The following is a 25,579-nucleotide window of genomic DNA, read 5'->3' on the forward strand; positions in this document are numbered from 1 at the left end:
CGAATGGAGGTGATAGCGCATGCGCGCACTTCAAGCAACGACCGCAGGTCGCACCTAAATGATACTTGCATTCCCATGTTGTATGGCTTAAACTATTCTTATCCATTTTGGATACCTCCTTGATAATATTATGTGAGTTTTGCGGACCCACTTTTATATTATCACAGGAGGTTTTTTACTTGAAGCTAAAGCTACTCCCTCCACCTGCCGAGCAGGTGGTTTATTTTTCTGCCATACAAAGAAAAGACGCCGGACGCAAGCGGCCACATGGCCGCCGCGCCCGGCGTCTGCTGTTATTTATTCGTTCTCGTCTGTGAAATAGAATTTCTGGCTGTCATAGTCAGAATCCGTCATACGTTTCAGCTTGGAAAGGGTCTGCTGGGCCAGCGTCCACATATCCCCGTCCATACCCGGCATGGCTGCGGTGATCTTGCCTATCGTCCTGCGTCGGTCTGCGTTGTGGTACATACAGATCAAATTTTCTTCTTCCACGGTAAAGTGCATCATTCCTCATACCTCCAATTCATTTTTCTTGGTTCTGGCCGCCGCCTTTTTCGGGCTGGTGGCCTGTTTGCTGTCGGCAAGCTGCTTGCGGATAGATGGCCGGGGCTTGCGAATACTCACATCACGGCGCTCATCTTTGTTAATCATGGCATATACCCCATAGGGAAGCTGGAAGACCGAAATGTATTTTCCATGTCAGGTGGTGAGAAACAGCTTCTTGCGTTTGCATCAGTATATGCCATGAATCCGCAGATTTATGTGTTGGATGAGCCGTCGGCAAATCTTGATATGGCAGGAATCAAACGGTTGAGTGAAAGACTGAGGGTAATTAAGGGAAAAGGGCATGCGGTAGTTGTGGCGGAGCACAGACTTTCCTGGGTTCAGCAATTTGCAGACCGAATTCTTTATATGAAAGATGGACATATAGAACGGGAATTTACACCATCGGAGTTCAGGACTTTGTCAGATTCAGAGCGGGAACAGTTGGGATTAAGGCGTATAGTGCCGGAACAGATACAGATTCCGGAAATTTCCGGTGACTTGGAAAATGCAGAGCTTAAGGTGTGCAATCTTTCCTTTAAGAGAAAGAAACAGATGATTTTTCAGAATATTAGTTTATCTGCAAGAGCGGGAGACATCATCGGTATCACAGGGAAAAACGGTGCCGGAAAATCTACTTTTTGCAATTGCTTGTGCGGTCTGCTTAAGCCCAAAGGCGGCGAGATTCTGTATCAAGGGAAAAAGCTGTCGGAAAAGGCCCGGACCAAACTGTTCGGGATGGTCATGCAGGAAGTCAATCATCAGTTGTTTTCAGATAGTGTGAAAAATGAATGCCTGCTTGCAAATGAAGACGCTTCCGAACAGGAAATCAGGGAACTGCTTGAAAAATTTGACTTAGAAGAGTATGCAGAATATCATCCGATGATATTATCTGGCGGACAAAGACAAAGGCTTGCTATTTGCCAGGCAGTTATGGGTGGAAAAAAGCTGTTTATTTTCGATGTAAAATGAGGTATAGATGGTAGGCGTGTATAGAGTGTATCCAGTTTACTCTTAGAGGAAAATAGGTACATGATACACAGATAATGGAAAAGAATGTGTATCTAGTTGAATATAGAAGCAGGTAGTAGGTATGAAAGAATAGGATTCTTCCATGCCGTTTTTTATTATAGAGAAAGAACAGATTGCACAGTATTGACCAGGTCATTTCAGTAGATCTGCTGAATAGCTTTCTTCCAGAAGTGTGGTATAGTCTTGTGCTTGGAACAGGGAAACGATACAGAAAGGAGAAAACGATATGTCAGTACAGCCAGATATCATCTGGAACGAGCAATGTCTGGGGATACGGATAGGAGAACAGGTATGTATCTATCTGAAAAAGCATAATGCGGAATACCAGAGACTGCAAAAGAAAATACTGGAATTTACAGAAAAGTATCCAGTGATAGAAACATTTATGGAGACGAATCAGTCAATCAGCCTAACGGAAGAAGAGCATAAGGCAGTACATCGATATTTCCAACTGGAGAGCGAAAAGGAAATGATAGAAGAAGAGTACCATTTTTATATGGGACAGGCTCAAATGATTTCTTATGGAGCTATGCTGGGGAAAATAAAAAAAGCAATACTGGGAAAGGATGACGGTGACACACAGAAACTGCTGGAATTGCTGCTGGATACCTGGATTGATGAGATCGAAGAACAGCTGAAAGAAAATATAGCGTACCAGGGAATGCTGGAAAAAATATCAAAATATGAAGAACAGGTTCAGACAATGGGATTAGCAAAAGAAAAGCGAAAAACGATAGACGCATATGTTACTGAAGTCAGTGAAAGATGGATATTATATGCGGAATCTTTATATCAGGCCGGTATGCAGAAAATCTTAGAACTACTGAATCTGTAATAAGGACGGATAAAATGGGGAAGCACGATTGAACTTCCCCATTTGTCACTTCTATTCGTCTTTGCCATCAATGAGAAATATGTATGAAACCTGAAAGATTTCAGCAATGGCTTTTAATTCAAGATCAGTGACATAACGCTTGTTTGTTTCGATTCTGGTGATTACATTTTTATCCATATCGTAACCAGCTAACTGGAGTTTATAGGCAAGATCACGCTGAGACATATTGTGAGTCCTGCGAAGCTCAATCAACCGTTGGCTGATCAGATTCTTCTCACCAGACTGTGTCCTTGGCTTTGGCATTTTAAATCTCTTCCTCTCTGGTAAAAGGATGGCTTGTCTCACTTTTTGCACCATCTGTATTGATTTTAACGATTGGACAAGGTAGAATCGGTTGTAAAAGTGAGACAAAGTAGAAGAGAAGGGAGAAATATATGGAGCAGGCAAAGATAGAACAGCTTGCATTTTTATATCTATGCAGCGAGCATGATAAAAGGTTATTGCTGAAAAAAGAAAAAATGCCGTTAGCTGATTTTGACAGGTTGACCTACTTGATTTACCATTTTGGTTTTAAGGAATACCATATAAAAGTGTGGATGGAATTTGCAGGAGAGTTCAAAAAGGAATGGGATTGTCTGGAAGCACTTCAGGAAATGGGGGGCTGTGTTGGAAACATAGGAAATACAGAATCAGAAATTAGCTTGCATAAAATGTGGATGCAGAATTTTTGTAAAAATGCACCCAAAGAAAGCAGAGAGTGGATTCAAAAATTGAATTAAAATATGCAGTAGAACATTTTTGTGATATCATTATCAATAGAGCAGATTTGTATTTTATGAATTTGTAAAAGAATAATGAAGCGAAAAGGTGTGAAGCTAATTATGAGTGAATATGCAGATATAGTAATTGGAAATTTATCATTACATTGGTTTAGAAACTATTTGGATAGCAAAATCGTTAGTCTGTTTTTTTCAAAAAATGACCTTATTGTAGTAAATAATTGTAATATAGACGATGATGATAAAGATGCCGGAACATACACTAAATATATGTATAGGACGACTGTTCGGCGTGCAAAAGAACGCTTAGATGCACAGGGATTTGGACTTAATAATTTTGAAAAAATATTTAATGATGAAATGGTTCAAGCAGTAGACTACTCATCTTTTTTGTATCATTTACAGGGAGATTATGATGAAGAGGACAAGAATAATGAAATTCGGATTAAGAAAAATGTTTCATTAAAAAAATGGAAAAATGCAATGAAAAAAATTGTTTCTTATGAACTTGCAAATGGAAACATACAATTTGGAGGAACACTTTCAGAGGTTAATATTACAACAGAGTGTGACAAAGTTATATTTTATTCTTTGAAAGATGAGGATAGCGAATCATTTTATGCTTTAAATCCTGAAATAATCAATTATAAATATGTATACAGACTTATACTAGAATATTGTGCAAATGATATGGAGATAATATTGGATTTCTCAAATTTGGATAATTGGGCAGATGATTGTATTCCCAAAGCACTAGCAGCGACAGAGAACGTTTCAAAAACAATTGTTCTTGTTGAAGGGTCAAGCGATAAAGATATTTTAGAATTTGCGATGTCACAGTTATATCCTCATCTTTCAGATTTATTTTATTTTATGGATTTCAGTGATGAATCTGGTGGAAAAAGAGATGGAGGAACATCATATGTAATAAAAAATCTTAAAACTTTTTATTTTTCAAAAATTAGAGCAAATTTTATTGCAATTTTTGATAATGATGCAGAGGGATATTCTAGTAAATGCTCATTATTAAATGAAATAAAAAACTGGCCGGCAAATTTTAGAATATTATTATATCCAGAAATTACAATGTTTCATAAATACCCAACTATTGCACCTAATGGGAAAATTGTGCCTGATGACATTAACAAGAAAGCTGCTTCTATTGAATTGTATTTGCCAGATTCCATTATAAAAACTGGTGGGAACTATTATCCAATTGAATGGGAATCGAGAAAACGAATACGAAATAAAAATAATGTTGAAGAAGCATTATATCAAGGAGTGATTTCTTATAAAGATGATATAAAGCATAAGTTTCATGAAATGCGTAATAAAATTGAGAGAGGTGATGAAGTTTTTAAAACAGAAGAATGGAAAAATATGAAAAAATTACTAGAAACAATAGTATTCGCTTTTAATAACGAACAATAAATAGCAACGTAAACTAATGCAAATATCATGGGCAGGGCTCTTCGGGGTTCTGCCCTTTTTCTTTTTCCAGACCAAAAGACCACCTGCTGGAAAAGAACAAGAAAAACCTGAAAGGATGTGGTGACTTATCATTATAGGAATCGATCATGGATATTATGCCATCAAAACTCCCCATGTGTGTTTCCCGACTGGACTGACCGGGTACGATTATGAGCCGTATACCATGCAGAATGTCCTGCAGTACAATGGGAAATTTTATGTGTGTGGAACTGGGCGGCAGACGCTGGTGAGAAGCAAGACTTCCAATGACAATTATTATCTTTTGACAATGGCAGCCATTGCACAGGAGATCCGCTACCGCCGGGGAGAGAGGAAAACAGATGTGGTTCTGGCAGCCGGCCTCCCACTGGCAAGTTTTGGCAGGGAGAAAAAAGGGTTCCGGGAATATCTGTTTCGGAAAGAGCAGCCTCTGCGTTTCCGGTACGAGGATGAGAGCTATGAGATCCGGATTCAGGATGTAAAACTGTTCCCACAGGGATACTCTGCCCTGGCTCTTCACCCGGAATGTGTTCGGGACGAGCCTTCTGTTCTTCTCGCAGATATCGGTGGCTGGACCGTAGACCTGATGCGGCTGGACAACAGTGTTCCAAATGCCGCTACCTGCCGCAGCCTGGAACTTGGTGTGATCCGGTGTGTGGATGAGATCACCGAGCAGGTACGCAGAAATACCGGACTGTCTGTAACGGATATTCAGATCGAACGTGTTCTGAACGGCCAGAGCTGCAGCATGGACCCGGCCGCAAAAGAAATCATTGTCCGGCAGGGAAGGCTCTACACGGAGAAAATACTGTCTGCAATTATGGAAGCCGGGTTCGATCTGAAGGCAATTCCGTCCGTGATCATGGGCGGCGGAGCCAGCATTCTGAAACGGCACGTGACACCGCAGGACAGGCTGTGTCGGCAGATTTACCTGACAGACATACACGCCAATGCTTCCGGCTATGAGCGGATTGTGGGGCAGATGTGCGCGAAGTAAAGAGACCCGTTTTCTCGTTCCGCCTGAACCTTGATAACCCAGATCACAAAAAGGCATGGGAGATCCTGCAAAGTGTTCCAGATGGACAGAAGAGCAGCTATCTTGTTCAGGTGATTTTAAAAGATCAGGAAAACAACCAGCTGGAGAAAAGCATCCGGCAGGCAATCCGGGAAGAACTGGCAGGTGTTTCCATTTCTGGCTCCGGGGAGAGGGTTTCAAAAAAGGAAGAAATCCCGTCCCAGATGCTGGATTTTCTCTCCGGGCTTGAGGATGCATTCTGAAAAAGTCAAGTCTTTCCTGGTGATAAAATAGCCAAATTTCAAGCAGTCAAATTAGTATAAATCACGGATTTTTGAAAGGGGTGATGCCTATTGAATGTTATTGGATCTGCATCCTTTGGGAGCTTTTGAGAGCCTCATATTCGTTGGGTATTGTGAATAGCTTTCTGTCACGTTTTAGGGTATGTTGTATGTAGAAAAAAGAAAGGAGAACGAACACAATGGAGATGAAAAACATATGCGGAAAAATTCCGGTAGAGCTGCATGAAAAGCTAAAACTGGAAGTCGAAGAGTTAGGAATCAGCATACCAAAATACCTTGAAATGGTAATCGAAGAACACATGACAAGAAAAGGAGAAAAGACGAACATGGCAGATTTAAGAACAGTAGCAGTACAGGTAACCGAGGATTTATTTTCCAGACTGAAAGCAGTCCTCGCCAGGAATGGCATGAAACAGAAAGACTTCTTAATCGGGCTTATCGAAGATGCAATCGAAAAAGAAGAAGCCAAATGGAAAGCAGAGTCAGAGGAAGCCGAAGAAACAGAAATGGAAGATCCTGAGACTGCGAAATCAGAACCGGATGAAGAGTCAGCAGAACCTGAAGCAGAAGAGCCTGAGACAGAAGCACTGGAAGCTGAAACAGACGGAGAAATGACAGAACCGGACGAAGCTGAAGCAGATGAAGAGCCGACAGAGCCAGAAAACGAAGAGCCAGCGGAAGCAGAGCCAACAGAACTGGAAACCGAAGAAGCAGAAGAATCTGAGCCAGAGGAAGCGGAATCAGAAGAATAGACATCACAAAACAGAAACCAAGAGACGGAAACGGTGCAGAGAAATCTGCACTGTTTTTTTCACAGCGAAGGGAGGCTGATAGCCGGAACAATTCGATTTTTTGACCTGTTCAGTGGAATCGGAGGATTCCGAGAGGGGCTGCACAGGGCAGGGGGCTTCACCTGTGTCGGACACTGTGAAGCAGATGCATATGCAGACCACAACTACCGGGTGCTGTTTGATACGGAAGGAGAGTGGTTCTGCAATGACGCAAGAAATATTGAAACAGAACGAATGCCGGACTTTGATCTTTTATGTGCGGGATTTCCTTGCCAGGCATTCTCAATCGCTGGACGAAGGGAAGGATTTGCCGATGCAAGAGGAACCCTTTTCTTTGAAGTTGCCAGACTGGTTGCAGACAAACGACCTGCGTATTTTCTCCTTGAAAACGTACCCGGTCTGCTTTCGCATGACAAAGGGCGGACGTTTCACACCATCCTCAGTACGCTATCTGAACTGGGGTATCATGTCGAATGGAAAGTGCTTAACAGCAAGGATTTCGGAGTCCCCCAGTCAAGGAAGCGGGTGTATATTGTCGGATATCTTGATGGAAGATGTGCCGGAAAAATATTACCTTTCCCAAAAGCAAATGGAACAGCTCTTATACAAGTCCATGCTGGCAAACAGGGAGAAAGAGTCTACGCAGAAGAAGGACTGAGCTGCACGCTGACCAGCGGGGCTGGTGGTATGGGCGGCAAGACCGGATTATACGAAGTCGGTATCCCAATCAAGGAAAACACCCGAAAAGGATACAAGATGGCCTACGAGGGGGACAGCATCGATCTCGGATATCCGGGAATCAACAGCCGCAGGGGAAGAGTCGGGCATGAGATCGCCCATACCCTGACGACCGGAAACCAGCAGGGAACACTGCATTTTGTAGATATCTCCCCTCCGCCGCTGGTGACAGACGTTGCAAGATGTCTGAATACCAGACAGGATTCCAGCATCCATAACCACAGGGGCGAAAGTTCCGGGGTGCTGGTGGAAGAACCGCCAAGGGCAGTGCTGACACCGGCCAGGGAAAAAGTCCGCCAGAATGGAAGAAGGATGAAAGAACCGGAAGAGCCAATGTTCACCATTACGGCAACTGACCGTCATGGAGTGATTTACCACGGCAGAATCCGCAGGCTGACGCCAAGGGAGTGTCTGCGGCTGCAGGGATACCGGGATGGTCAGATTTCTAAGATGGAAAAAGAAACATCGGATAACCAGCTTTACAAGCAGGCCGGTAATGGTGTCACTGTCAATGTCATTGAAGCAATAGGCAGAAATTTGAAAGCAGTAGATGAAGAGATCCAAAGCGGCTCACCTGTTCCAGAAGCGAAGGGTGGGTGAAGCAGATCGACCTAAAAGACCAGTATTTTGGTACAGAGATTGAGATGACAGGTATCAGCCGCTATGATGCGGCTGTTGCGATTGGAAGAATGTTCGGAACAGAGCCATATCATATCCGTTCTTACGATTCCTGGTGTGTAAAAGATTCAGATGGAAAAACGTGGAAATTTTCAAGGGACAGCAGTATCGACTGTGAAAGGCTGGCAAATGGTACTGTAATAGATGCCGATGGAGATTATTCGACAGAAATGGTATCCCCGAAATTGGAATATTCGGAAATGGGGAAACTCCAGGAAGTGGTGCGGTGTGTCAAAAACGCAGGTGCTTTTGTCAATTCATCCTGTGGCATGCATGTCCATGTGGACGCATCCAATCATACACCACGGAGTCTGAAAAATGCATTGACGATTATGTACTGCAAAGAGGATATCCTGTTCAAAGCCTTGAATGTACAGACCAGAAGGGAAGATGAGTACTGCCAGAAAGTCCGTCCTATGGTACTGGAGAAGATCCGCAGGATGCCCAACAGCACTATCACAATGGAAAAATTCAAAAGGGCATGGTATGAGGGAAATGACGGAAGCTCCGAGCATTACAACTGGACAAGGTATTATGCATTAAACCTACACGCTGTTTTTTCCAAGGGAACACTGGAATGGCGCTGTTTTGAAAGCACCCTCCATGCAGGAAAAGTCCGGTCGAATATCACACTGGCACTTGCCATATCCGCACAGGCGATCAACCAATCCTGTACCCATGCAAAAAAGACGGAAATAGGGGATAACCCGGCATTTACGTTCCGCACCTTTCTGCTTCGCCTCGGATTGATCGGGGACGAATACAAAAATGTGCGGAAGCATCTGCTTGCCAATCTGGACGGGGATAAGGCATGGCGGTATGACAAAAGTACCTATGCCTGTCTGCAGAATCCAAGACGGACAGACGATGTAAGGTAACAGAATAATGAGAACAGACAGGCCGGGTGGGAACATCCGGCTGTTCTTATGCTAAATGAAGAAAAAGAAGAAAGAGGTAGAAAACATGAAGAATAAATATCGATTCAGGAGGATCCTTTCCGGGATGATGGCCGCAGTTACCATCTTATCCGCAGTCATTTCACCACTGACCGTTTATGCTTCAGAAGAACCAAAAGCGGTAGAACCGCCAGCATATGAATGTGTAAAGGATCTGCTGGATGAAGAGGAAGTGGTAAAAGCCACCGATCTGGAGCTGGAAGTCGGACAGGACTTTGATGTTTCCACGGATTTTACAAATTTGGAAATTAAGGACGAAAGCAAAGTCAAAGTGATATTCCAGAAAGCAGAGAATGACGCCGGGGAGAACTTCAGCACCAGCTATGCAGACACTTACCATGCCGTTTATTATGTGGAGCCAGTCAACCAGAACCACCCGGTTTATCAGATTGGGAGAAATCTGATCGTAAAAGAGCCTGTGACAGCAGCTCAGAGTGAACCGCAGACAGAACAGGCAGTTACCGAAGAGGATACAGGTTCTGATGATGAGGAAGCTGCCTCGCAGGAAGAAACTGAGACAGTGCCTGTAGAGACAGAAATTGTTGAGCCGGAGACAGCTGAATCTGAAACAGAGGAAGCGGAGACAGAAGAACCGGAAGAAAAAGAATCCGAATTTCAGGATGGACTTTCTGAATCCGAGTTTGATGCCGCATTAGAGGAATCCGAAACGGAAAATACAACCGATGCAGAATCCGGGCTGACACTCAGCGATGTTCTGGAGCAGGCAGGGGAACAGGATATTGACCTGATAGCAATGGAAGATGGGGAAACCGTTTCATTCACCGCAGTCAATACCAGTACAAGAGCAACCCAGGACGTGGATGTGACAAGAGGGACTGCATACTATTATGCAGACTACGGTCTGGGCTCCTATGTAACCTATAAATATACCGTTAAATTTGGAAATGTGTCTGCAACTGCCTACTGTGTGCAGCCATCCAAAGCGGGACCTGGGGATGGTGTTTACAAGATCACCAAACTGGGTGACAGCAAAGCACTGGCAAAAGTGTGCTACTACGGAACCAAAGCATCCGGTGAAAATGGATTTTTTTCTGAGAAACATCCTGATTTTTCAGCCGGAAAACAGTTTATCATTGTCCATCTGGCAGCATCCTATGCAAATAACAGCGGTGACGCTTTTTCTGGTACGAATGCAACCGGACAGGCTCTGGCAATGGAACTCTACAATTACTGCATGAGCCAGCCGGAGATCCCGGAAGTGGACATGAGTTTCTCCAATGCAGATGTTACCGCATATATCAGTGGCAACAGCCAGAGAACCGAAGAGATCACCTTCAAGGCATCCGAACTGCAGACCATCACCATGAAACTGCCGTCCGGTGTCAGACTGCATAATGTGACAACGGGAAAAACAAGCAGTGCAGGTGCATCCGTGGAGATCTGCGGCGGTACCAAATTCTACTTATCTGCACCGCTGACACAGGCAGTGGATGTCAAAGGGGAATGGTCTGTCACCATGAAGGGAAGCATCATCAAAGATTATTCCGCTTATAAGATCACAACCGGAAGCGAGACACAGGACCTTGCCCTGGTATTTGGCGAGGGTGTGACCGATGAGAAATATGTAGATTTTAAAGTATCATGGGTAAAACAGGCAACTCTGGAGATCGTAAAGAAAGACCGTAAGAGCAACAAAGCCATCGCAGGTGCAGTTTATGGCGTTTACAGTGACAAGGATGGAAAGAACCTGATCACAAAGATGCCGGCCACAGATGACAACGGAGCTTCCAGCGTTACGATCACCAAAACACAGGATACCGTATACCTGAAAGAGATCTCCGTACCAAACGGATACCTGCTGGACACTAAGGCTTACGATGTGAACCTGGTCATCGGCGGCACTGTAAAACAGACCGTTACTGATGCTGAACAGATGGCAAGCCTGACTGTTTATAAATTAGGAGAAGTTCTGACTGGGGCAAAGGTAACTGATGATGGTGTTTCCTTTGTTTATACCGAGCAGAAACAGAAAGGTGCGGTTTATAACGTTTATGCCGCGTCGGACATTGTATCCGCAGACGGAACAGTAGTCTACAAAAAAGACGCATTAGTCAAAGCCGGACTTACCACCGGAGATGACGGAAGTGCCACACTGGATAATCTATATCTGGGGAAATATGTAGTAAAAGAAATGCAGGCACCACAAAATCTGGTATGCACAGGCGAAAGCCAGGAGATCACCATTTCCTATGCTGGAAGCAACGTAGAAAAGGTCATGGGAAGCGTGACATTCAAAAATGACCGCCAGAAAGCAAGCGTAAGTGTATACAAGCAGGATAAGGAAACCAGGAAATACCTTCCGGGCGGCACTTATGGTCTGTATGCCGGAAATGACATCAAAGCAGCGGACGGAACCATTGTGGTCAAGAAAGATACTCTCATTGAGAAAGCAGTGACCGGAACAGACGGAAAAGCCGTATATCAGGCAGACCTGCCGATAGCCAACAGCTACTACATGAAAGAGCTGGGTGCACCAGCTGGATATGTGAGAAACGGCGAGGATGTGTACTCCTTTACCTTCCAGTACACAACAGACAAAGAGGCAACGGTTTCTTTCAACCATACGTTCCAGAATGAGCGGATCAATGCGAAGATCAAACTGGTAAAAGAGGATTCCGAAACCGGAAAGACCGCACAGGGAGATGCAACCCTTGAGGGTGCTGTTTACGGATTGTATGCCCGTGAAGATATCGTACATCCAGATGGACAGACAGGTGTTCTTTACCCGGCAGGAACACAGATTGCAACCCTGACTACGGATACAGAGGGAAATGCAGAAGTCGCAGACCTCTATCTCGGAAAGTATTACGTTAAAGAACTGACTCCGCCTGTCGGATATCTGGCAGACCCGGGAGAACATGATCTGGAGTGTAATGACGAGGGAGATCTGGTTCAGACGGTAGAACGTACCGTAACTTCTCTGGAAGATGTGATCAAACAGCCGTTTCAGGTCATCAAAGCCGCCAACAACGGAAAGACCGATGCCGATCTGTTAAAAGGTGTGGGATTCAGTGCATATCTGGAGAGCAGCCTGAAGAAAAATAAGGACGGTTCCTATGATTTTACATCCGCTACTCCGGTCGTGCTGACTGCAGACGGACAGACAGAAATGTTCACGGATGAGCGTGGATATACATGCTCCATTCCGCTTGCATACGGGACTTACATTGTAAGAGAAAACACCACACCGCACAACTTCAAACCAGTTGATGATTTCAAAGTTGTGATTTCAGAGAACAATCCAGAGAAACCGCAGGTATGGCGTGTGCTTCTGGACGAAGAGTTTGAAGCAAAATTAAAAATCGTCAAAAAAGATGACGAGACAAAGAAATCTGTTCTGGTTCCGAATACTGAATTTAAAGTATACGATCTGGATAACAAGAAATATGTAGAACAAGTGACTACTTATCCATCCACTACGGTACATAAATCCTATTTTACGGATGAAAACGGATACCTGATCCTGCCACAGAATCTGGCTTGTGGAAATTACCGCATCGAAGAAGTGACTGCACCAGATGGATATACCCACAGCACCAATACCGTGGAAATCAAGGTAGACAGTGATACCGCATACCAGGAAGATCCGGTCAGCGGTGACCTGATCATCGAGGTGGATTTTGAGAACCACCCAGCTAAGGGCAGACTGACCATCCGCAAAGAAGGCGAAGTAGTCAAAGGTTTTGATAAAGACTTTACTTATGAGGAAGCCAGCCTTGCAGGAGCCGTGTTTGAAGTTTACGCCTCCGAGGATATCTATACCGCAGACCATCAGACAGATGAGAACGGCAACCGTTATCTGGAATATGCCAAGGACACACTGGTGGCAACGGTAACGACCGATGAAACCGGAAGTGCCGTAATCGAGAATCTTCCGCTCGGAAAATACCGTGTAGAAGAGAAAAAAGCACCGGAAGGATACACCTGGAATGCCAAAGGAGAAAAGGTAACCTTTACCTATGTCGGACAGGATACCCCGGTTGTAGACGAAGAAGTGACATTTACCAATGAACGCCAGAAGGTAAGCATCACCGTGGAAAAACAGGATGCAGAAACCGGAAGCGTGGTAGCTAGAGCCGTCTTTGGTCTTTATAATAAGAATGAGATCAAATCCGGTGACAATGTAATCGTGAAAGCGGACACCTTATTACAGGAGATTACAAGCGATGAAAAGGGACAGGCACACTTCACCCTGGACCTGCCGCTTGGAACTTATTATGTAAAAGAAATTTCTGCACCGGACGGTTTTGTATCCTCTGATGAGGTACTGGAATTTGATGCCACCTATCGGGGACAGGACATCCAAACCATTAAACTGAAATCGATTAAGAAGAACCAGCCGACGACCATCGAGGTGACAAAATCCGATCTGACAACAGGCGTGGAGTTGAACGGAGCATCCCTTTCTGTTCTGGATGAGGATGGAAACGTGATCGACAGCTGGACTTCCGTAAAGGATGAGCCTCATGTGATCAAATATCTGACTGTTGGAAAAACCTATATCCTCCGTGAATCCCTTGCACCGCTTGGTTATTTAAAGACTACGGATGTGAAATTCACCATCGAGGATACCGCAGAAATACAGAAAGTGGAAATGCAGGACCATGTACCGAAAGCACTGCTGATCGTAAACAAGAAGGGCGAATTCCTCGATAAGATCACCCTGCTGGATAACGTCAAAGGTGTTGTGGAACATTTCTTTGAGTACATTACAGGAAGCCTGACAGACGTTACCTTCGAAATCCGTGCTGCCGAAGATATCAAAGCAGCTGATGGCGTAAGCCCGGACTATTATTCCAAGGACGAACTGGTAGCAACTGTAACTACCGATGCAAACGGTGTTGCAGAAGTATCTGACCTTCCGGTTGGAAAATATTATGTCAAAGAGGTAGGCACAGCATATGGTTATATCCTGGATGAAGAACCACGATATGTAGATCTTTCCTACCGCGATCAGGATACCCCGGTTGTCGTATACGATGAGGACTGGCAGAACAACCGCCAGAAGGTGAAAGTGAACGTCCTGAAGAAAGAAAAGGATACCGACCGTGTATTAAAAGGCGGCATCTTTGGATTGTACACTAGGAACGACATCCTGTCCGCATCTGGAAAGGTGCTGATGGAAGCAGATACCCTGATCGAGTTAAAAACAACAGATGTAGATGGAAAGATTTCCTTTATTGCAGACCTGCCGATTGACGGAACCTATTATGTGAAGGAGCTGTATGCACCGGATGGATTTGTCACCACCGGAGAAGAAAAGGAATTTGTTTTTGAGTACCAGGGAGACAAAGAAGCAGAAGTGTCCTATGAGTTCGTATTTGAAGATGAGCCGACAACCGTGGAACTTTCCAAAACCGATCTGACCACAGGCGAGGAACTGCCGGGAGCCAGATTACAGCTGACGGATGAAAACGGGGCTGTTGTTGAGGAATGGACATCCACCAAGGAGCCGCACATCATCAAAGAATTGGTTGTAGGAAAATCGTACACCCTGACAGAAACCAAGCCAGCCGATGGATATGCCACTGCGGAAAGCATCACATTCACCGTGGAGAATACTGTAGAGATCCAGAAACAGGTAATGGAAGATGATGTGACCAAAGTGGAGATCAGCAAAACGGATATTACCGGAGATAATGAGATCGAAGGAGCCAAACTGACCATCACAGATGAAAATGGCAATATCGTAGAAACCTGGACTTCCGGTAAAGAGCCGCATTATATCGAAAAACTTCCAATCGGTAAATACACCCTGAAAGAAGAGCAGGCTCCAAACGGTTATGTCGTTTCGGAAGAGATCACCTTCGAGGTGGCAGACACCGCAGAGATCCAGAAGGTAGCCATGAAAGATGATACCGCAAAGGGACGTCTGATCATTGAGAAAACGGACAAGGATACCGGAGCTGCACTGAAAGGTGCGGAATTTGAATTGAGGGATGCCGATGGCAAAGTGGTAGAAACCCTGACCACTGATGAAAACGGTCATGCAACCAGCGGACTGCTTGCAATCGGAACTTATAAGGATGGCAAATTTGATAAGGCAGCCATTTATTATCTGGTTGAGACCAAAGCACCGGAAGGATATCAGATGGATGAGACCAAGCATGAAGTGACATTTACTTATGTAGATGACAAAACCCCAGTGATTGAAGTCATCCAGAAAGTGACGAACGAGAAGCTGCCGGAGGACACCCCGTCTGTAAGTAACCCGAAAACAGGCGATGACACCAACCTCTGGTTTCCGGCCCTGTGCCTGATCCTTTCCACAGGCGGTCTGATCGGCATGGGTGTGGCATCCAGAAGAAAGAAGAAAAAAGGAGGCAGATAGGCTGAAACAATTATATTTTGCGTATGGAAGCAACATGGATCTGGACCAGATGGCATATCGGTGCCCAAAGGCGGAGATGGTAGAAACCGTCCGCCTGGAGGGGTATCGGCTGACCTTTGCAGCCGCAGGAAGCGGTCTTGCCACCATCTTCCCGGAAGAGGGAAGCCATGTGGACGGCGTCCTCTGGTCACTGACCGGGGACTGCGAAAAGAGCCTGGATCTTTATGAAGGCTATCCTGATTTTTACGACAAACAGGAAATCACCGTCAAGAATAAAGGCGGAAGAGAGATCAAAGCCATTGTCTATATCATGACAAAAGATTACATGCAGAACTTTAATCCGCCCGGACGGTCGTACCTGACCGGAATCTTAAAGGGCTGCAGACAGAACCAGATTCCGACAGAGCCGATCCTGAAAGCAGCCAGAAAACCGCCTGTGCCGGGACAGACGCAGAAAAGCCGGCCAAAGAAGCAGAGGAAAGCCGGACAGGAACGATGAAAATCGCGAAAAAACTTTTTCAAACGGTATGCCTTGCAGCACTTTTCTTAAGTGCCGGGTTCCTGCTTTACCATATGGTATATCTCCCAATGGAGAACAAAAAGCTGGTGGCAGAGCTGAAAGGGAATTTCCCGGAGCCGGAAGCTCCGGGAGCCTCAGGCTCTGAAAAGAAAGACCAACCAGCTGGGAGAAAATGCCCGGTGGCTGCGGTAGACCTTGTTTCTCTCCAGGAACAATACCCGGATGTGCAGGGATGGCTGACCATACCGGATACCGGGATTGATTACCCGGTGCTTCAGTCCGAACAGGAGAATGGGGAGTTTTACCTGAAACGGAATTACAAAAAGGAATATGACATCAACGGAAGCCTGTTTTTACAGGCAGACTGTAAAGTGTCCGAAAGCAGGAATCTCATCATTTACGGTCACAACATGAACAGCGGGGCGATGTTCGGAAACCTGGACTTATATGCAGGGGAAGATTATTATAACGCCCATCGTTTTGCTTATCTTCAGACAGAGGACGGCATTCAGGAGTATAAGATTGTCACGGTACTGAAAGCAGACCGGAATCTGTTCCCGTTCCAGCAGAAACTTCCAGATGTGGTGGCCGTGCAAGAGTACCTAAAAGTAGCCAAGCGGAGGGAAGTGTTCGAAACCGGAGATGATTACCTGAAGTGTATATACGATAAGGTTTTGACGCTCGTCACGTGTTCATATGAATGGAGCGGTGCCAGGAATATCGTCCTGGCGGTGCCGGTTTCCGGGGCAGTGTGGAGTCAGAAGTGTTCGTAAGTACCCGAAAAGTGCAGAAAATGAGACAAATAATGACCGCATGGGCAGGGATGTGTTCAAAACAGGGGAGTATATAAAGGGTGTATGCCAGGTGTATTCAGATGGAAAATGTGTTCAAAAGTGGAAACTTTGGTAAATACTCTACGGAATATCAGCGAATGCTCTAACGAAAAGTGTCTGAAAGCCCCCAAAAAGTGTAGAAAATGAGACAAATGATGACCGCACAGACTGGGAAGTGTTCAAAACAGGGGGATTATGTAAGGGTGTGTGTTGGTAGTATTCAGGTGGAAAAAAGTGTCTGAACGTACTAGAAAAGTGCAGAATGTGAGACAGTTCATAATCCAGATCCGACAGGAAGTGTTCCAAAAAGGAGTGCTTTCTGCTGGATCTATTTAGTTTATAACGAGCAGCGAGTTTTGACTCGTTGGAAAGGATGGTAATAATTATGAAACGATTTTATACAGCAGAATCCGTAACGGAAGGACATCCGGATAAGCTCTGCGACTTAATTGCAGACAGTATTCTGGATGCGTGTCTGAAAGAGGACGAAAATTCCAAGGTGGCCTGCGAAGTGCTGGCTACTAAAGGGAACATCATTGTGGCAGGAGAGATCACCAGCCGATATGAGCCACAGGTGTTTGAAATCGTCAGAAAGGTGTTGGAGAGTGCAGGCTATGAAGCAGATGGAATCCATATGGATGCCCTCATCCACAAACAGAGTCCGGATATCGCCGGGGCAGTGGAACGTTCCAGAGAACGCAGGACAGGGACTGTTTCTGTTCAGAGCGGACTTGCCAATGGAGCCGGGGATCAGGGAATCATGGTGGGATACGCCTGCGATGATACGCCGCAGCTTATGCCGATGCCAGTAGTTCTGGCGAACCGCATCGTAAGAGAACTGTCTGCAAGCCGTAGAAGCGGATATATCATGGGAATCCTGCCGGACGGAAAAGCACAGGTGACCGTGGAATATGAAGATGACAGACCTGTCCGTCTGGATACGGTCGTTGTGTCCTGTCAGCATGAAAAGGAAAAATCCCTTCGGAAGCTGGAGCATGAGATCCGGGAGAAAGTGCTGCGCCCGGCACTCCGCATGCTGCCGCCGGATGAGGATACCAAGATCCTGATTAATCCATCGGGCAGATTTGTGTGCGGAGGTCTGGATGCAGACACCGGACTGACCGGAAGGAAGCTGATGGTGGATACCTACGGTGGCCTGGTACCGCATGGCGGCGGTGCATTTTCCGGGAAGGACTGTTCCAAAGTTGACCGATCCGGGGCGTATATGGCTCGTTACATCGCCAAAAACATGGTGGCTGCCGGACTTGCCAGCCGATGTCAGGTGTCCCTTGCCTATGCCATCGGGGTTGCCCAGCCAGTCATGGTGCAGGTGGATACCTTTGGAACCGGAAAGATTTGTGCGGATGACTGCCTCGCTGCAGCGATCCCTCTGGTGTTCGGGCTTACCCCAAGCCAGATCTGTGACACCCTGCACCTGAAGCGGCCAATCTACCGACAGAGTGCCGTGTTCGGGCATTTTGGAAGAAAGGAATTCCCGTGGGAGAAAACGGATAAGGCAGAGCAGCTCCGGGATACCGTGATGTAATGCCGTGGATTCCGGAAGAAGAGATCAAACGGGCAAGGGAAATCACCGCCATTGAGTACCTGAAGAAATACCAGCCGAACCGCCTGAAAAAATCTTCAGCCAGAAATGAATGGGAGCTGACAGACCACGATAGCTTTAAAATCAACGAGCTCACCAGCCAGTGGCACTGGAAATCCAGAGATATCGGGGGAACCAGTGCCTTAAATTTCCTGATCCATGTAGATGGGTGTTCCTTTCTGGAGGCAGTGCAAATGCTGAAAGATGAGTATCCCACCTACATCCCTCCGCCTGTGGAGACAAAGCCCAAAAAGCTGTTTGTCCTGCCGCCAGCCAGCCCGGACTGCCGCAGGGTGTTCCGATATCTGAAAGAGCGCGGAATCAGTGGAGAGGTCTTACAGCAGTGTGTTCATCTGGAAATCCTCTATGAGAGCCTGCCCTATCACAATGCTGTGTTCGTAGGCCGGGACGAAAATCAGGTGGCAAGATATGCTTTCCTGCGTGGGATTTACGATGCCAGCGGAAAGGCTTTTAAGATGGAACAGGCTGGAAGCGAAAAGGCATACGCTTTTTGTGTTCCGGCACAAACAGGATGCAGACGGGTTGCCGTTTATGAAGCCTGTGTGGATGTGCTGGCGCACATGACACTGGAACAGGGAAGCCGGGATAAGTACCGTCTGGAGCTTGGCGGGATCAGTGCACCAAAAGAAGGGCAGAGCCAGCGGAGTATGAAAAAGCCGCAGGCACTGGAACATTTTCTGTCCCAGCACCCGGAGATTACCGAGATTGAAGTATGTACCGACAATGACTTTGCCGGACGGTGGGCGTGTGAACATATCCGAAAAGCCTACGAGGGAAGCTATCGGATCATCGAGAACCTGCCGGAGATCGAAGGGGCAGACTGGGCAGATATGGCAAAGATGGCTGCCCGAACACCGGAGAAACGGCAGAGAAAGGAAGTGAGGTGATGCCTATCAAAGAAAAAATAGAAGTGGAAATGCTGTCCCCTCTGATGGCAGAGTTTATCCCGGACTATTCAGATATTGTGGATCTGGATGATGCGGAACCATTGGAAGGACCTGACCTGGTGCAGTATCAGCCATCTATAGCAGAAAAGGTTGACGAGATCAACCGGCTCGGTATGCCTGACAACCAGCCATGCAACCTGATTGATTATTTTGACCGAAATAAGGACATTAAGGAAAAAGTGGAACGCATTACAATGGCGGTAAAAGAACAGGATGGTGTTTTATATGGCTGTGCAAACCTGACACTCCGGGAGAATCTGACACCAGAGGAATACCGTGTGGTGGGGCAGTATCTGAGAGGCCAGTACAGCGATGGCTGGGGAGAAAGTCTGGAACAACGGGAGATCAAGGTAGACGGCGGTGAATTATACTTACATTTCTATGTCGGTGCCGGCTCGGATTTCCAGATACAGGTGAAAGCACCAGAAAACGAGATGCAGGAACAGCAGCCGAAACCAAATCCGTCCCGTCCGAAGCTGAAGCTCTTAGGGCATGACGGAAATATTTTCTCAATCCTTGGGGATGCCTCAAGATTGCTCAGATGTGCCGGGATGTCCGAACAGGCCAACGAGATGGCAGACCGTGTCCACAAGAGTGGCAATTATTATGAAGCACTGGGAATCATCAGCGAATATGTGGAAACCGAACTGTCGGATCACCGTGAACAGCGCAGAACACCGAGAAAAGAAGTACCAAAAAAAGAGGATACCTGCCGATGAGCAGTTCCATAGATAGAAGCACTTCCAGAGAAATCTGGGAAATAAGCAAGAGGAAGGATGATGCCTATGGGAAATACCCTGAAACTTGAAGATCTTTTAAAACCGGACTGTCTGCCGGATGAGTCTGCCGGAGGGGAGAACTGGCGTATCTTGCATGGGGATACCTTAAAGCTGGTAAAAGGATTCCAGCCGGGGATTTTTGATGCAGTCGTGACCGATCCGCCCTATGCGTCCGGGGGAACCAAGCAGAATGAACGCAACCGCACCACCAACCAGAAGTATAGCAGCATGAAAGCAGAGAATGCCCTTCCGGACTTTGATGGGGATAACAAGGATCAGCGTTCCTGGACCCACTGGATGGCAGAATGGCTGTACGATGTGCGGAAAGCCTGCAAGAGAGGGGCTCCGATCTGCCTTTTTATTGACTGGAGACAGTACCCGTCTATCACCGATGCCCTTCAGTGGGCAGGCTGGATCTGGAGAGGAACTGCAGTCTGGGACAAAGGAAATTCCCGTCCGCAAAAAGGCAGGTTTCGCCAGCAGGCAGAATACATCGTGTGGGGAAGCAACGGTCCGATGCCAATCAACCGCCCGGTGTCCTGTCTTCCGGGTGTGTTCCGTTATGGGAATCCCCAGAACCGCATCCATGTGACAGAAAAGCCGCTCCAACTGATGAAGGATGTCATCCAGATCTGCGAGCCGGGCGGCCTGATCTTAGACCCGTTTGCCGGAGCTGGCACGACCATCCTTGCGGCGACAGAGTCGGGCTATCAGGCAGTCGGCATCGAAGTGACGGATGCATATTATAAGCTGGGAAGCGACCGTGTCCGTATCGCACTGGAAGCCGGGGTAGGAGCAGAGAATAAAGAACCACAGTAACCGGATGTCTGCCAGACATCTGAAAAAAGGAAGAAAAGAATCCAGATGTCCACAAGACATCCACAGAGCCGGAATGCTTTGTGGGTGTTTCTTTTTGGAAAAACGCCGGGCAGAGGAAACTTGTCTGGTCAGGAAAGGAGATGGTCGTATTGGAACAGGCACTTGCTTATGTCTGCTGCTCTGCAGAAGAGGGAAAGACCAAAGTACAGCGGTACTGCCGGAAGATCTACGAACTGGGATATGTGCCGATCTGTCCGCAGTACAGCTTTTCCCCATTCCTTGATGATGGGGATGCGGAGGATATGCAGGCTATGCGGAGAATGTCCCATCAGATCTTAAGACGGTGCAGGATGGTGGTCGTCTGCGGAAAAGAGACCACCGGGACGATGAACACGGAGATCAGCATGGCTGACAGACTCCATATCATCTGTACCACGCTGGATGGGTTAAGCAAAATCAAAGAAAACGAATAATTCCGAAAAACGATAGGTTCAGAGGGGACGAAGCAAAATGCGACTGGTTTTGCAAGCATAGCGTTTGGATATCCAAACGCACTTTGGGGAGAACCCCAATCCCCCATATCGAGCCGTAAACAGACGAAAGGAGAACGAAGAAATGTTAGGATTTATACTTGGCACAATGACCGGAGGGGCAATGGGCGTGTTTGCAATGTGTTTACTGATCTCAGGAAAACGGGAGGATGAGGCACTGGAGCGGTGCCGGATGAAACCAAAGGAGATCATTGACCACGGCGTGTGCATCTGTTTTGTAAACAGTCAGGGACAGGAACTGTTCCGGCTTTCAGACGGGGAGAGCCTTGTGCAGAATGCCCCAAATGGAGAGCGGAACGTATCCACCTGCCATTATCTGGATGCAGAATCTGCCATGATCGATGGGAAGAAATGGAACCTTCTGGAATTTGCGAAAGAGATGGAGAAAAGAGGAATCATGCTTGCCCCGATGGAACTGTGCCGGGTACCGGAAAGGGGGTGAGGCCTATATGAAGAAAAAGATTATTGCTGCAGCCGTAGCCATTGGCGTGCTGACAGGATTCCTGATCTGGAAAAACCGTGAAATGTAAGGAAACGATCAATAACCCGTTGGAAAGCAGGTGAAGAGATGAGAAAAAGAAACCATGTGATACCAGTCCGCCTCAATACAAAGGAGCTGCGTTTTCTGGAAGAGCAGGTAGAAAAAAGCGGCCTGTCCCGTGAGGAATACATCCGTTCCATTGTCATGGGCGGCGAAGTCCGGGCAAGACCCTGTGAACATCATACCGAACTTTTAAGGAAAGTATCCGGTCTGTGCAACAATGCCAATCAGCTTGCCCATGTAGCCAATGGATGTGGGATGGCAGGGGAAGAGAATATTCGGGAAATGCTCCGCATGACGAAAGAGACATGGAGGCTGGTCAAAGAGGAATGGTAGCCGATGGCATACACCAGTATCATCCCGGTCAGCCGTCTGGACAATTCCATTACTTACATTCGAAACAAGGATAAGACCACAAAGAAAGGACAAAGTGCCGGCTCTCTGGAAGAAGCTATTCAATATGCAATGAACCGGGACAAGACGGAGCGTTCCATTTTTGAGAATGCCATTGGCTGTGTCTGTGAGACTGCTTATCAAGATATGGTAGATACAAAGAAACGATACAACAAGATGGACGGGGTGCAGGGCTTCCATCTGGTGCAGAGCTTTGCCAAAGGGGAAGTCACCCCGGAACTTGCCCACCAGATTGGCATGGAGCTGGCAGAAAGACTCCTTCAGGGAAAATATGAAGCTGTCATCACCACTCATTTGAACACGGAGCATTACCACAACCATATCGTGTTTAATTCCGTGAGCATGAAAGATGGGAAAAAGTACCATAGTAACAGCAGGAGCTACTACGAGGATGTGCGGAAAACTTCGGATGCCTTATGCCTGAAATACGGCTTATCAGTTATCGAACCGAAAAATGGCAAAGGGAAATCTTATGCCCAGTGGATGGCAGAACAGGACGGAAAGCCAACCTGGAGAACCTCGATCCGTCTGGATATCCGTGATGCGGTGGCAGAAAGCTTCACATGGAAACAATTTCTGGACCAGATGAAGCAGAGAGGATATCAGTGGAAGCTGAATCGGAAGTACATCGCATTGAAAGCACCGGGGATGGAACGGTATATCCGTCTGCGGAGCCTTGGGAAGAATTACTCAGAAGAGAGCATTCGGCAGTGGATCTTACAGCCCAAGAGCAGGACAACTGCTGGAAAAGAAGGAGCTTCCCAGCCCCCGAAAAAGAAGTTAAAAGGGATACAGGCCCTGTACTATTCCTATTTGTATCAGATGGGTGTTCTAAAGCAGAAGCCGAAAAGAATCTCCCCAGTGCTCCGGGCAGATATCCGAAAACTGGATGCCAGGATCGAGCAGATGGAATTTCTTCAGAAGTATCAGATTACCACCCGTGAAGAACTGATGGCATACCGAACCCCGTTGGAAGAACAGGTGCAGGCACTCACAAAAGAACGGAAGCGGCTCTACCGGAGCGAACCGGACAGTGTTAGGATCGGTCAGATCACCGAAAAACTGAGGCCGCTTCGGAAGGATATCCGTCTTTGCATCCGGATCGAACAGCAGTCTAAAGAGATGGAAGAAAAGATGCGTCTGGCAGAGCAGATCCAGAGACAGGCAGAACAGACGGAGAAAAACAGACAACCGAGAACAGAAAGCAGGTGAACAGTATGAATTATGGAGGCGATGCGGCGGATCAGATCGTCCGGTATTCCTTGGACGGCGTGGACCACGGGCTCAGACTTTCGGGTACGCTGGCAAAGCATCTGGCGGTATTTGTTGCCGCCGTATTAAAAGACCAGAAGAAAACGAGGGGCAGAACCCGGATGGTGCGGATGTTAAAGGAGAACAAGCCATTGAAGTTCTTTACTGTGCCGTCTGACCGCTTGCGTGAATTCTGCAGTGAGGGCAGGAAGCGAGGGTTGCTCTATGTGATTATCCGTGATAAAAAGAACCCGGAGATGAGCGAGGTCATGGTCTTTGCGGATGACGCAGCCAAGGTCAACCGGGTTATGGATAAGATGAATCTTGATTTTGTAAGAAGTGAAGTCGGGGAAGCTGTCCATGAGGTAACCGCTGGAATGGAAGCACCGGAAACCGAAACAGTACAGAAAATCGTACAGATGCCAGAGGGCGAGGTGCAGTTTGAGATCAGCGATCTGGACGAAGCATTCCAGGTCGGTGACATGGATTTTTCTCAAGGAGAGAAGAATCAGAATCATCCTGAAAAGGAGTCTTCCGAATCGGAAAATTTTATCCCGGTGCAGGAAGAGGGGGAAGAGAATCTGTCCGGCTTTTCCTTGCACAGCAGAAATATTTCTACCGGGCAGGAAAACGGGACTGATGGAGCAAAGCCAAGGGAACAGGAGCGTCCCAGTGTCCGCCGGGAGCTGGAGAACATCAAACGGGAGAAAGCAGAGGAATCCCAGAAGCGGAGCCGGGAAAAGAACCGTGGACCAAAGAAAACGCAGAAGAAAGCGAGAAATAAACGAAAGGTGAAAGCGAGGTAGAAGATGGACCTGACAAAATTTTTAGGGCAGGACACGCAGGAACCGTCCGCCCAGCGGCTATCGAAAGAGGAATATGCCGCACAGAAAAAGCAGGAGAGGGAAGAAATCTGGGGCATGATCGATGGAAAGGCACAGGAGATCTTCCAGAATGGGGACTCCTTAAAAGGATTCCTTGATTTTATGGGACAGTGTAAGCCACAGAGGACAGACAACCTGTTCCTGCTCTATGCACAGAACCCGGAGATCCGGCAGATTAAGACCTTTGAAAAATGGAAAGAAGAAGGCAAAGTAGTCAAGACCGGAAGCAAGGGATACAACTTCATTGTCGGACAGGAATACGAAAAGGATGGTGTCATCCAGCAGGGATACTCCATCCAGAAAGCCTATGACATCAGCCAGATTCGCACCAAACAGCCGGAAGAGGCGGAGCCAAAACCGATGGACCAGTTGATGGAAGCACTGCTGACCGACAGCGAGGTACGGATTCAGATCGCAGACAACCTGCCGGATAAGGTACAGGCACAGTATATCCCGAATCAGCGGACGATCTATGTCCGAAACGGCATGAGTGAAAATACAACATTCCATTCCATCAGCCGGGAACTGGCGTATGCATCTCTTGACCATCACGATGGAAGCTACAGCCGGGCAGGGGTAGCGGCACAGGCTTATTGTGCGGCGTATGTGACAGCACAGAAATATGGCGTGGATGTCTCCGGCTTTTCCTTTGACAAGGTATGCGAGATGCAGGCATTCGGACAGAAAGATCCGAAAGAACTCCGCTCCTTTATTCAGAATGTAAAGAGCGCAGCCTATTCCATTGGCAAGCAGGTAGACCGCAACCTCGGCAAAAGTGAGCAGGAATTTATGCCCGATGAATTTGCCGTCCCAGAGGAGAAATCAGAGAAACCAGCCAAGAACAAAAAGTCCCCGGAACGCTGATAAAAGAAGGGCACTGAAAAAGTCTGATTCTAAAAAAGAATTGGGCTTTTTTTCGTATTTC

At 46.8% G+C, this 25,579-nt stretch carries 25 protein-coding genes; 22 read left to right on the top strand and 3 right to left on the bottom strand.

Going from position 1 to position 25,579, the window contains the following annotated elements; all coding sequences use genetic code 11:
* Positions 1-297: 297 nt before the first annotated feature.
* Both G5B11_RS15800 and G5B11_RS15805 read right to left on the bottom strand, forming a co-directional pair.
* Entirely contained in the window at positions 298-507 is a 210-nt protein-coding gene (locus G5B11_RS15800; RefSeq protein WP_128868158.1) for a transposon-transfer assisting family protein, read from the bottom strand.
* Positions 508-510: 3 nt separating this feature from the next.
* A complete protein-coding gene (locus G5B11_RS15805; RefSeq protein ID WP_021651320.1) occupies positions 511-651 on the bottom strand; it encodes a hypothetical protein in 141 nt (46 codons plus the stop codon).
* Between the two features lie 21 nt (positions 652-672).
* On the opposite strand from G5B11_RS15805, the gene G5B11_RS15810 reads away from it, so the two are divergent.
* Positions 673-1,515 carry an ATP-binding cassette domain-containing protein gene (locus G5B11_RS15810; RefSeq protein ID WP_274603262.1) on the top strand — a complete coding sequence of 281 codons (843 nt, stop codon included), beginning with the start codon at positions 673-675 and terminating at the stop codon, positions 1,513-1,515.
* A gap of 286 nt (positions 1,516-1,801) precedes the next feature.
* A complete protein-coding gene (locus tag G5B11_RS15815; RefSeq protein ID WP_055056932.1) occupies positions 1,802-2,410 on the top strand; it encodes a DUF6664 family protein in 609 nt (202 codons plus the stop codon).
* Positions 2,411-2,461: 51 nt separating this feature from the next.
* On the opposite strand, the gene G5B11_RS15820 is transcribed toward G5B11_RS15815, so the two are convergent.
* Entirely contained in the window at positions 2,462-2,713 is a 252-nt protein-coding gene (locus tag G5B11_RS15820; RefSeq protein ID WP_019162211.1) for a helix-turn-helix domain-containing protein, read from the bottom strand.
* Between the two features lie 131 nt (positions 2,714-2,844).
* Between G5B11_RS15820 and G5B11_RS15825 the strand changes: the two genes are divergently transcribed.
* From G5B11_RS15825 to G5B11_RS15920, 20 genes are all read left to right on the top strand, one after another.
* Complete coding sequence (locus G5B11_RS15825) at positions 2,845-3,189, top strand: hypothetical protein (protein ID WP_025577053.1); 345 nt, start codon at positions 2,845-2,847, stop codon at positions 3,187-3,189.
* 102 nt (positions 3,190-3,291) lie between these two features.
* Positions 3,292-4,620: a HEPN/Toprim-associated domain-containing protein gene (locus tag G5B11_RS15830; RefSeq protein WP_055182926.1), complete on the top strand. Its 1,329-nt coding sequence runs from the start codon at positions 3,292-3,294 to the stop codon at positions 4,618-4,620.
* A gap of 127 nt (positions 4,621-4,747) precedes the next feature.
* A complete protein-coding gene (locus G5B11_RS15835) occupies positions 4,748-5,656 on the top strand; it encodes a ParM/StbA family protein (RefSeq protein ID WP_158293346.1) in 909 nt (302 codons plus the stop codon).
* The gene (locus G5B11_RS15840; protein ID WP_055155764.1) at positions 5,644-5,937 is read left to right on the top strand and encodes a hypothetical protein; all 294 of its coding nucleotides are present in this window, start codon (positions 5,644-5,646) and stop codon (positions 5,935-5,937) included. Before G5B11_RS15835 ends, G5B11_RS15840 begins: the two co-directional genes overlap by 13 nt.
* A 218-nt stretch (positions 5,938-6,155) precedes the next feature.
* Positions 6,156-6,728, top strand: a complete 573-nt coding sequence (locus G5B11_RS15845; RefSeq protein ID WP_055155765.1) for a hypothetical protein — start codon at positions 6,156-6,158, stop codon at positions 6,726-6,728.
* A 75-nt stretch (positions 6,729-6,803) separates the two neighbouring features.
* The gene (gene dcm / locus G5B11_RS15850; RefSeq protein WP_179963262.1) at positions 6,804-8,105 is read left to right on the top strand and encodes a DNA (cytosine-5-)-methyltransferase; all 1,302 of its coding nucleotides are present in this window, start codon (positions 6,804-6,806) and stop codon (positions 8,103-8,105) included.
* 5 nt (positions 8,106-8,110) lie between these two features.
* The gene (locus G5B11_RS15855; protein ID WP_081026292.1) at positions 8,111-9,061 is read left to right on the top strand and encodes an amidoligase family protein; all 951 of its coding nucleotides are present in this window, start codon (positions 8,111-8,113) and stop codon (positions 9,059-9,061) included.
* 85 nt (positions 9,062-9,146) lie between these two features.
* Positions 9,147-15,491: an LPXTG cell wall anchor domain-containing protein gene (locus G5B11_RS15860; protein WP_173729024.1), complete on the top strand. Its 6,345-nt coding sequence runs from the start codon at positions 9,147-9,149 to the stop codon at positions 15,489-15,491.
* Between the two features lies 1 nt (position 15,492).
* A complete protein-coding gene (locus tag G5B11_RS15865; RefSeq protein ID WP_081026291.1) occupies positions 15,493-15,990 on the top strand; it encodes a gamma-glutamylcyclotransferase family protein in 498 nt (165 codons plus the stop codon).
* Positions 15,987-16,784 carry a class B sortase gene (locus G5B11_RS15870; RefSeq protein ID WP_055155767.1) on the top strand — a complete coding sequence of 266 codons (798 nt, stop codon included), beginning with the start codon at positions 15,987-15,989 and terminating at the stop codon, positions 16,782-16,784. Before G5B11_RS15865 ends, G5B11_RS15870 begins: the two co-directional genes overlap by 4 nt.
* Before the next feature lie 445 nt (positions 16,785-17,229).
* Positions 17,230-18,390, top strand: a complete 1,161-nt coding sequence (metK, locus tag G5B11_RS15875) for a methionine adenosyltransferase (protein ID WP_055155768.1) — start codon at positions 17,230-17,232, stop codon at positions 18,388-18,390.
* Positions 18,390-19,355 (top strand): DUF3991 domain-containing protein, encoded by a 966-nt coding sequence (locus G5B11_RS15880; protein WP_055155769.1) that lies wholly within the window; start codon positions 18,390-18,392, stop codon positions 19,353-19,355. The genes metK and G5B11_RS15880 overlap by 1 nt, the downstream gene beginning before the upstream one ends.
* Positions 19,355-20,134, top strand: a complete 780-nt coding sequence (locus G5B11_RS15885) for a hypothetical protein (protein WP_055155770.1) — start codon at positions 19,355-19,357, stop codon at positions 20,132-20,134. The genes G5B11_RS15880 and G5B11_RS15885 overlap by 1 nt, the downstream gene beginning before the upstream one ends.
* A 66-nt stretch (positions 20,135-20,200) precedes the next feature.
* Positions 20,201-21,013, top strand: a complete 813-nt coding sequence (locus G5B11_RS15890; protein WP_242849661.1) for a DNA-methyltransferase — start codon at positions 20,201-20,203, stop codon at positions 21,011-21,013.
* Between the two features lie 149 nt (positions 21,014-21,162).
* On the top strand, positions 21,163-21,486 hold the full coding sequence (locus tag G5B11_RS15895; protein ID WP_019162195.1) for a DUF7768 domain-containing protein: 324 nt from the start codon (positions 21,163-21,165) through the stop codon (positions 21,484-21,486).
* A gap of 142 nt (positions 21,487-21,628) precedes the next feature.
* Entirely contained in the window at positions 21,629-22,006 is a 378-nt protein-coding gene (locus G5B11_RS15900; RefSeq protein ID WP_055155772.1) for a DUF3789 domain-containing protein, read from the top strand.
* Positions 22,007-22,132: 126 nt separating this feature from the next.
* Positions 22,133-22,441 (top strand): plasmid mobilization protein, encoded by a 309-nt coding sequence (locus G5B11_RS15905; RefSeq protein WP_015533354.1) that lies wholly within the window; start codon positions 22,133-22,135, stop codon positions 22,439-22,441.
* 3 nt (positions 22,442-22,444) lie between these two features.
* Positions 22,445-23,731: a relaxase/mobilization nuclease domain-containing protein gene (locus G5B11_RS15910; RefSeq protein ID WP_055155774.1), complete on the top strand. Its 1,287-nt coding sequence runs from the start codon at positions 22,445-22,447 to the stop codon at positions 23,729-23,731.
* A gap of 5 nt (positions 23,732-23,736) precedes the next feature.
* Positions 23,737-24,576, top strand: coding sequence for a PcfB family protein (locus G5B11_RS15915; protein WP_055155775.1), 840 nt, complete (start codon positions 23,737-23,739; stop codon positions 24,574-24,576).
* A 3-nt stretch (positions 24,577-24,579) separates the two neighbouring features.
* The gene (locus tag G5B11_RS15920; protein ID WP_055155776.1) at positions 24,580-25,518 is read left to right on the top strand and encodes an ArdC-like ssDNA-binding domain-containing protein; all 939 of its coding nucleotides are present in this window, start codon (positions 24,580-24,582) and stop codon (positions 25,516-25,518) included.
* Positions 25,519-25,579: the final 61 nt, after the last annotated feature.

Source organism: Blautia glucerasea (assembly GCF_013304385.1).
Classification (GTDB): Bacteria; Bacillota; Clostridia; order Lachnospirales; family Lachnospiraceae; genus Blautia_A; species Blautia_A ammoniilytica.

Bases quoted from the DNA above. Each gene is read 5' to 3' on its own strand.
- G5B11_RS15885 (WP_055155770.1), top strand. From the start codon at position 19,355: ATGCCTATCAAAGAAAAAATAGAAGTGGAAATGCTGTCCCCTCTGATG.
- G5B11_RS15910 (WP_055155774.1), top strand. From the start codon at position 22,445: ATGGCATACACCAGTATCATCCCGGTCAGCCGTCTGGACAATTCCATT.
- G5B11_RS15815 (WP_055056932.1), top strand. From the start codon at position 1,802: ATGTCAGTACAGCCAGATATCATCTGGAACGAGCAATGTCTGGGGATA.
- G5B11_RS15920 (WP_055155776.1), top strand. From the start codon at position 24,580: ATGGACCTGACAAAATTTTTAGGGCAGGACACGCAGGAACCGTCCGCC.
- G5B11_RS15820 (WP_019162211.1), bottom strand. From the start codon at position 2,713: ATGCCAAAGCCAAGGACACAGTCTGGTGAGAAGAATCTGATCAGCCAA.
- G5B11_RS15915 (WP_055155775.1), top strand. From the start codon at position 23,737: ATGAATTATGGAGGCGATGCGGCGGATCAGATCGTCCGGTATTCCTTG.
- G5B11_RS15800 (WP_128868158.1), bottom strand. From the start codon at position 507: ATGATGCACTTTACCGTGGAAGAAGAAAATTTGATCTGTATGTACCAC.
- G5B11_RS15905 (WP_015533354.1), top strand. From the start codon at position 22,133: ATGAGAAAAAGAAACCATGTGATACCAGTCCGCCTCAATACAAAGGAG.
- metK (WP_055155768.1), top strand. From the start codon at position 17,230: ATGAAACGATTTTATACAGCAGAATCCGTAACGGAAGGACATCCGGAT.
- G5B11_RS15825 (WP_025577053.1), top strand. From the start codon at position 2,845: ATGGAGCAGGCAAAGATAGAACAGCTTGCATTTTTATATCTATGCAGC.
- G5B11_RS15830 (WP_055182926.1), top strand. From the start codon at position 3,292: ATGAGTGAATATGCAGATATAGTAATTGGAAATTTATCATTACATTGG.
- G5B11_RS15845 (WP_055155765.1), top strand. From the start codon at position 6,156: ATGGAGATGAAAAACATATGCGGAAAAATTCCGGTAGAGCTGCATGAA.
- G5B11_RS15805 (WP_021651320.1), bottom strand. From the start codon at position 651: ATGATTAACAAAGATGAGCGCCGTGATGTGAGTATTCGCAAGCCCCGG.
- G5B11_RS15900 (WP_055155772.1), top strand. From the start codon at position 21,629: ATGTTAGGATTTATACTTGGCACAATGACCGGAGGGGCAATGGGCGTG.
- G5B11_RS15890 (WP_242849661.1), top strand. From the start codon at position 20,201: ATGGGAAATACCCTGAAACTTGAAGATCTTTTAAAACCGGACTGTCTG.
- G5B11_RS15860 (WP_173729024.1), top strand. From the start codon at position 9,147: ATGAAGAATAAATATCGATTCAGGAGGATCCTTTCCGGGATGATGGCC.
- G5B11_RS15870 (WP_055155767.1), top strand. From the start codon at position 15,987: ATGAAAATCGCGAAAAAACTTTTTCAAACGGTATGCCTTGCAGCACTT.
- G5B11_RS15880 (WP_055155769.1), top strand. From the start codon at position 18,390: ATGCCGTGGATTCCGGAAGAAGAGATCAAACGGGCAAGGGAAATCACC.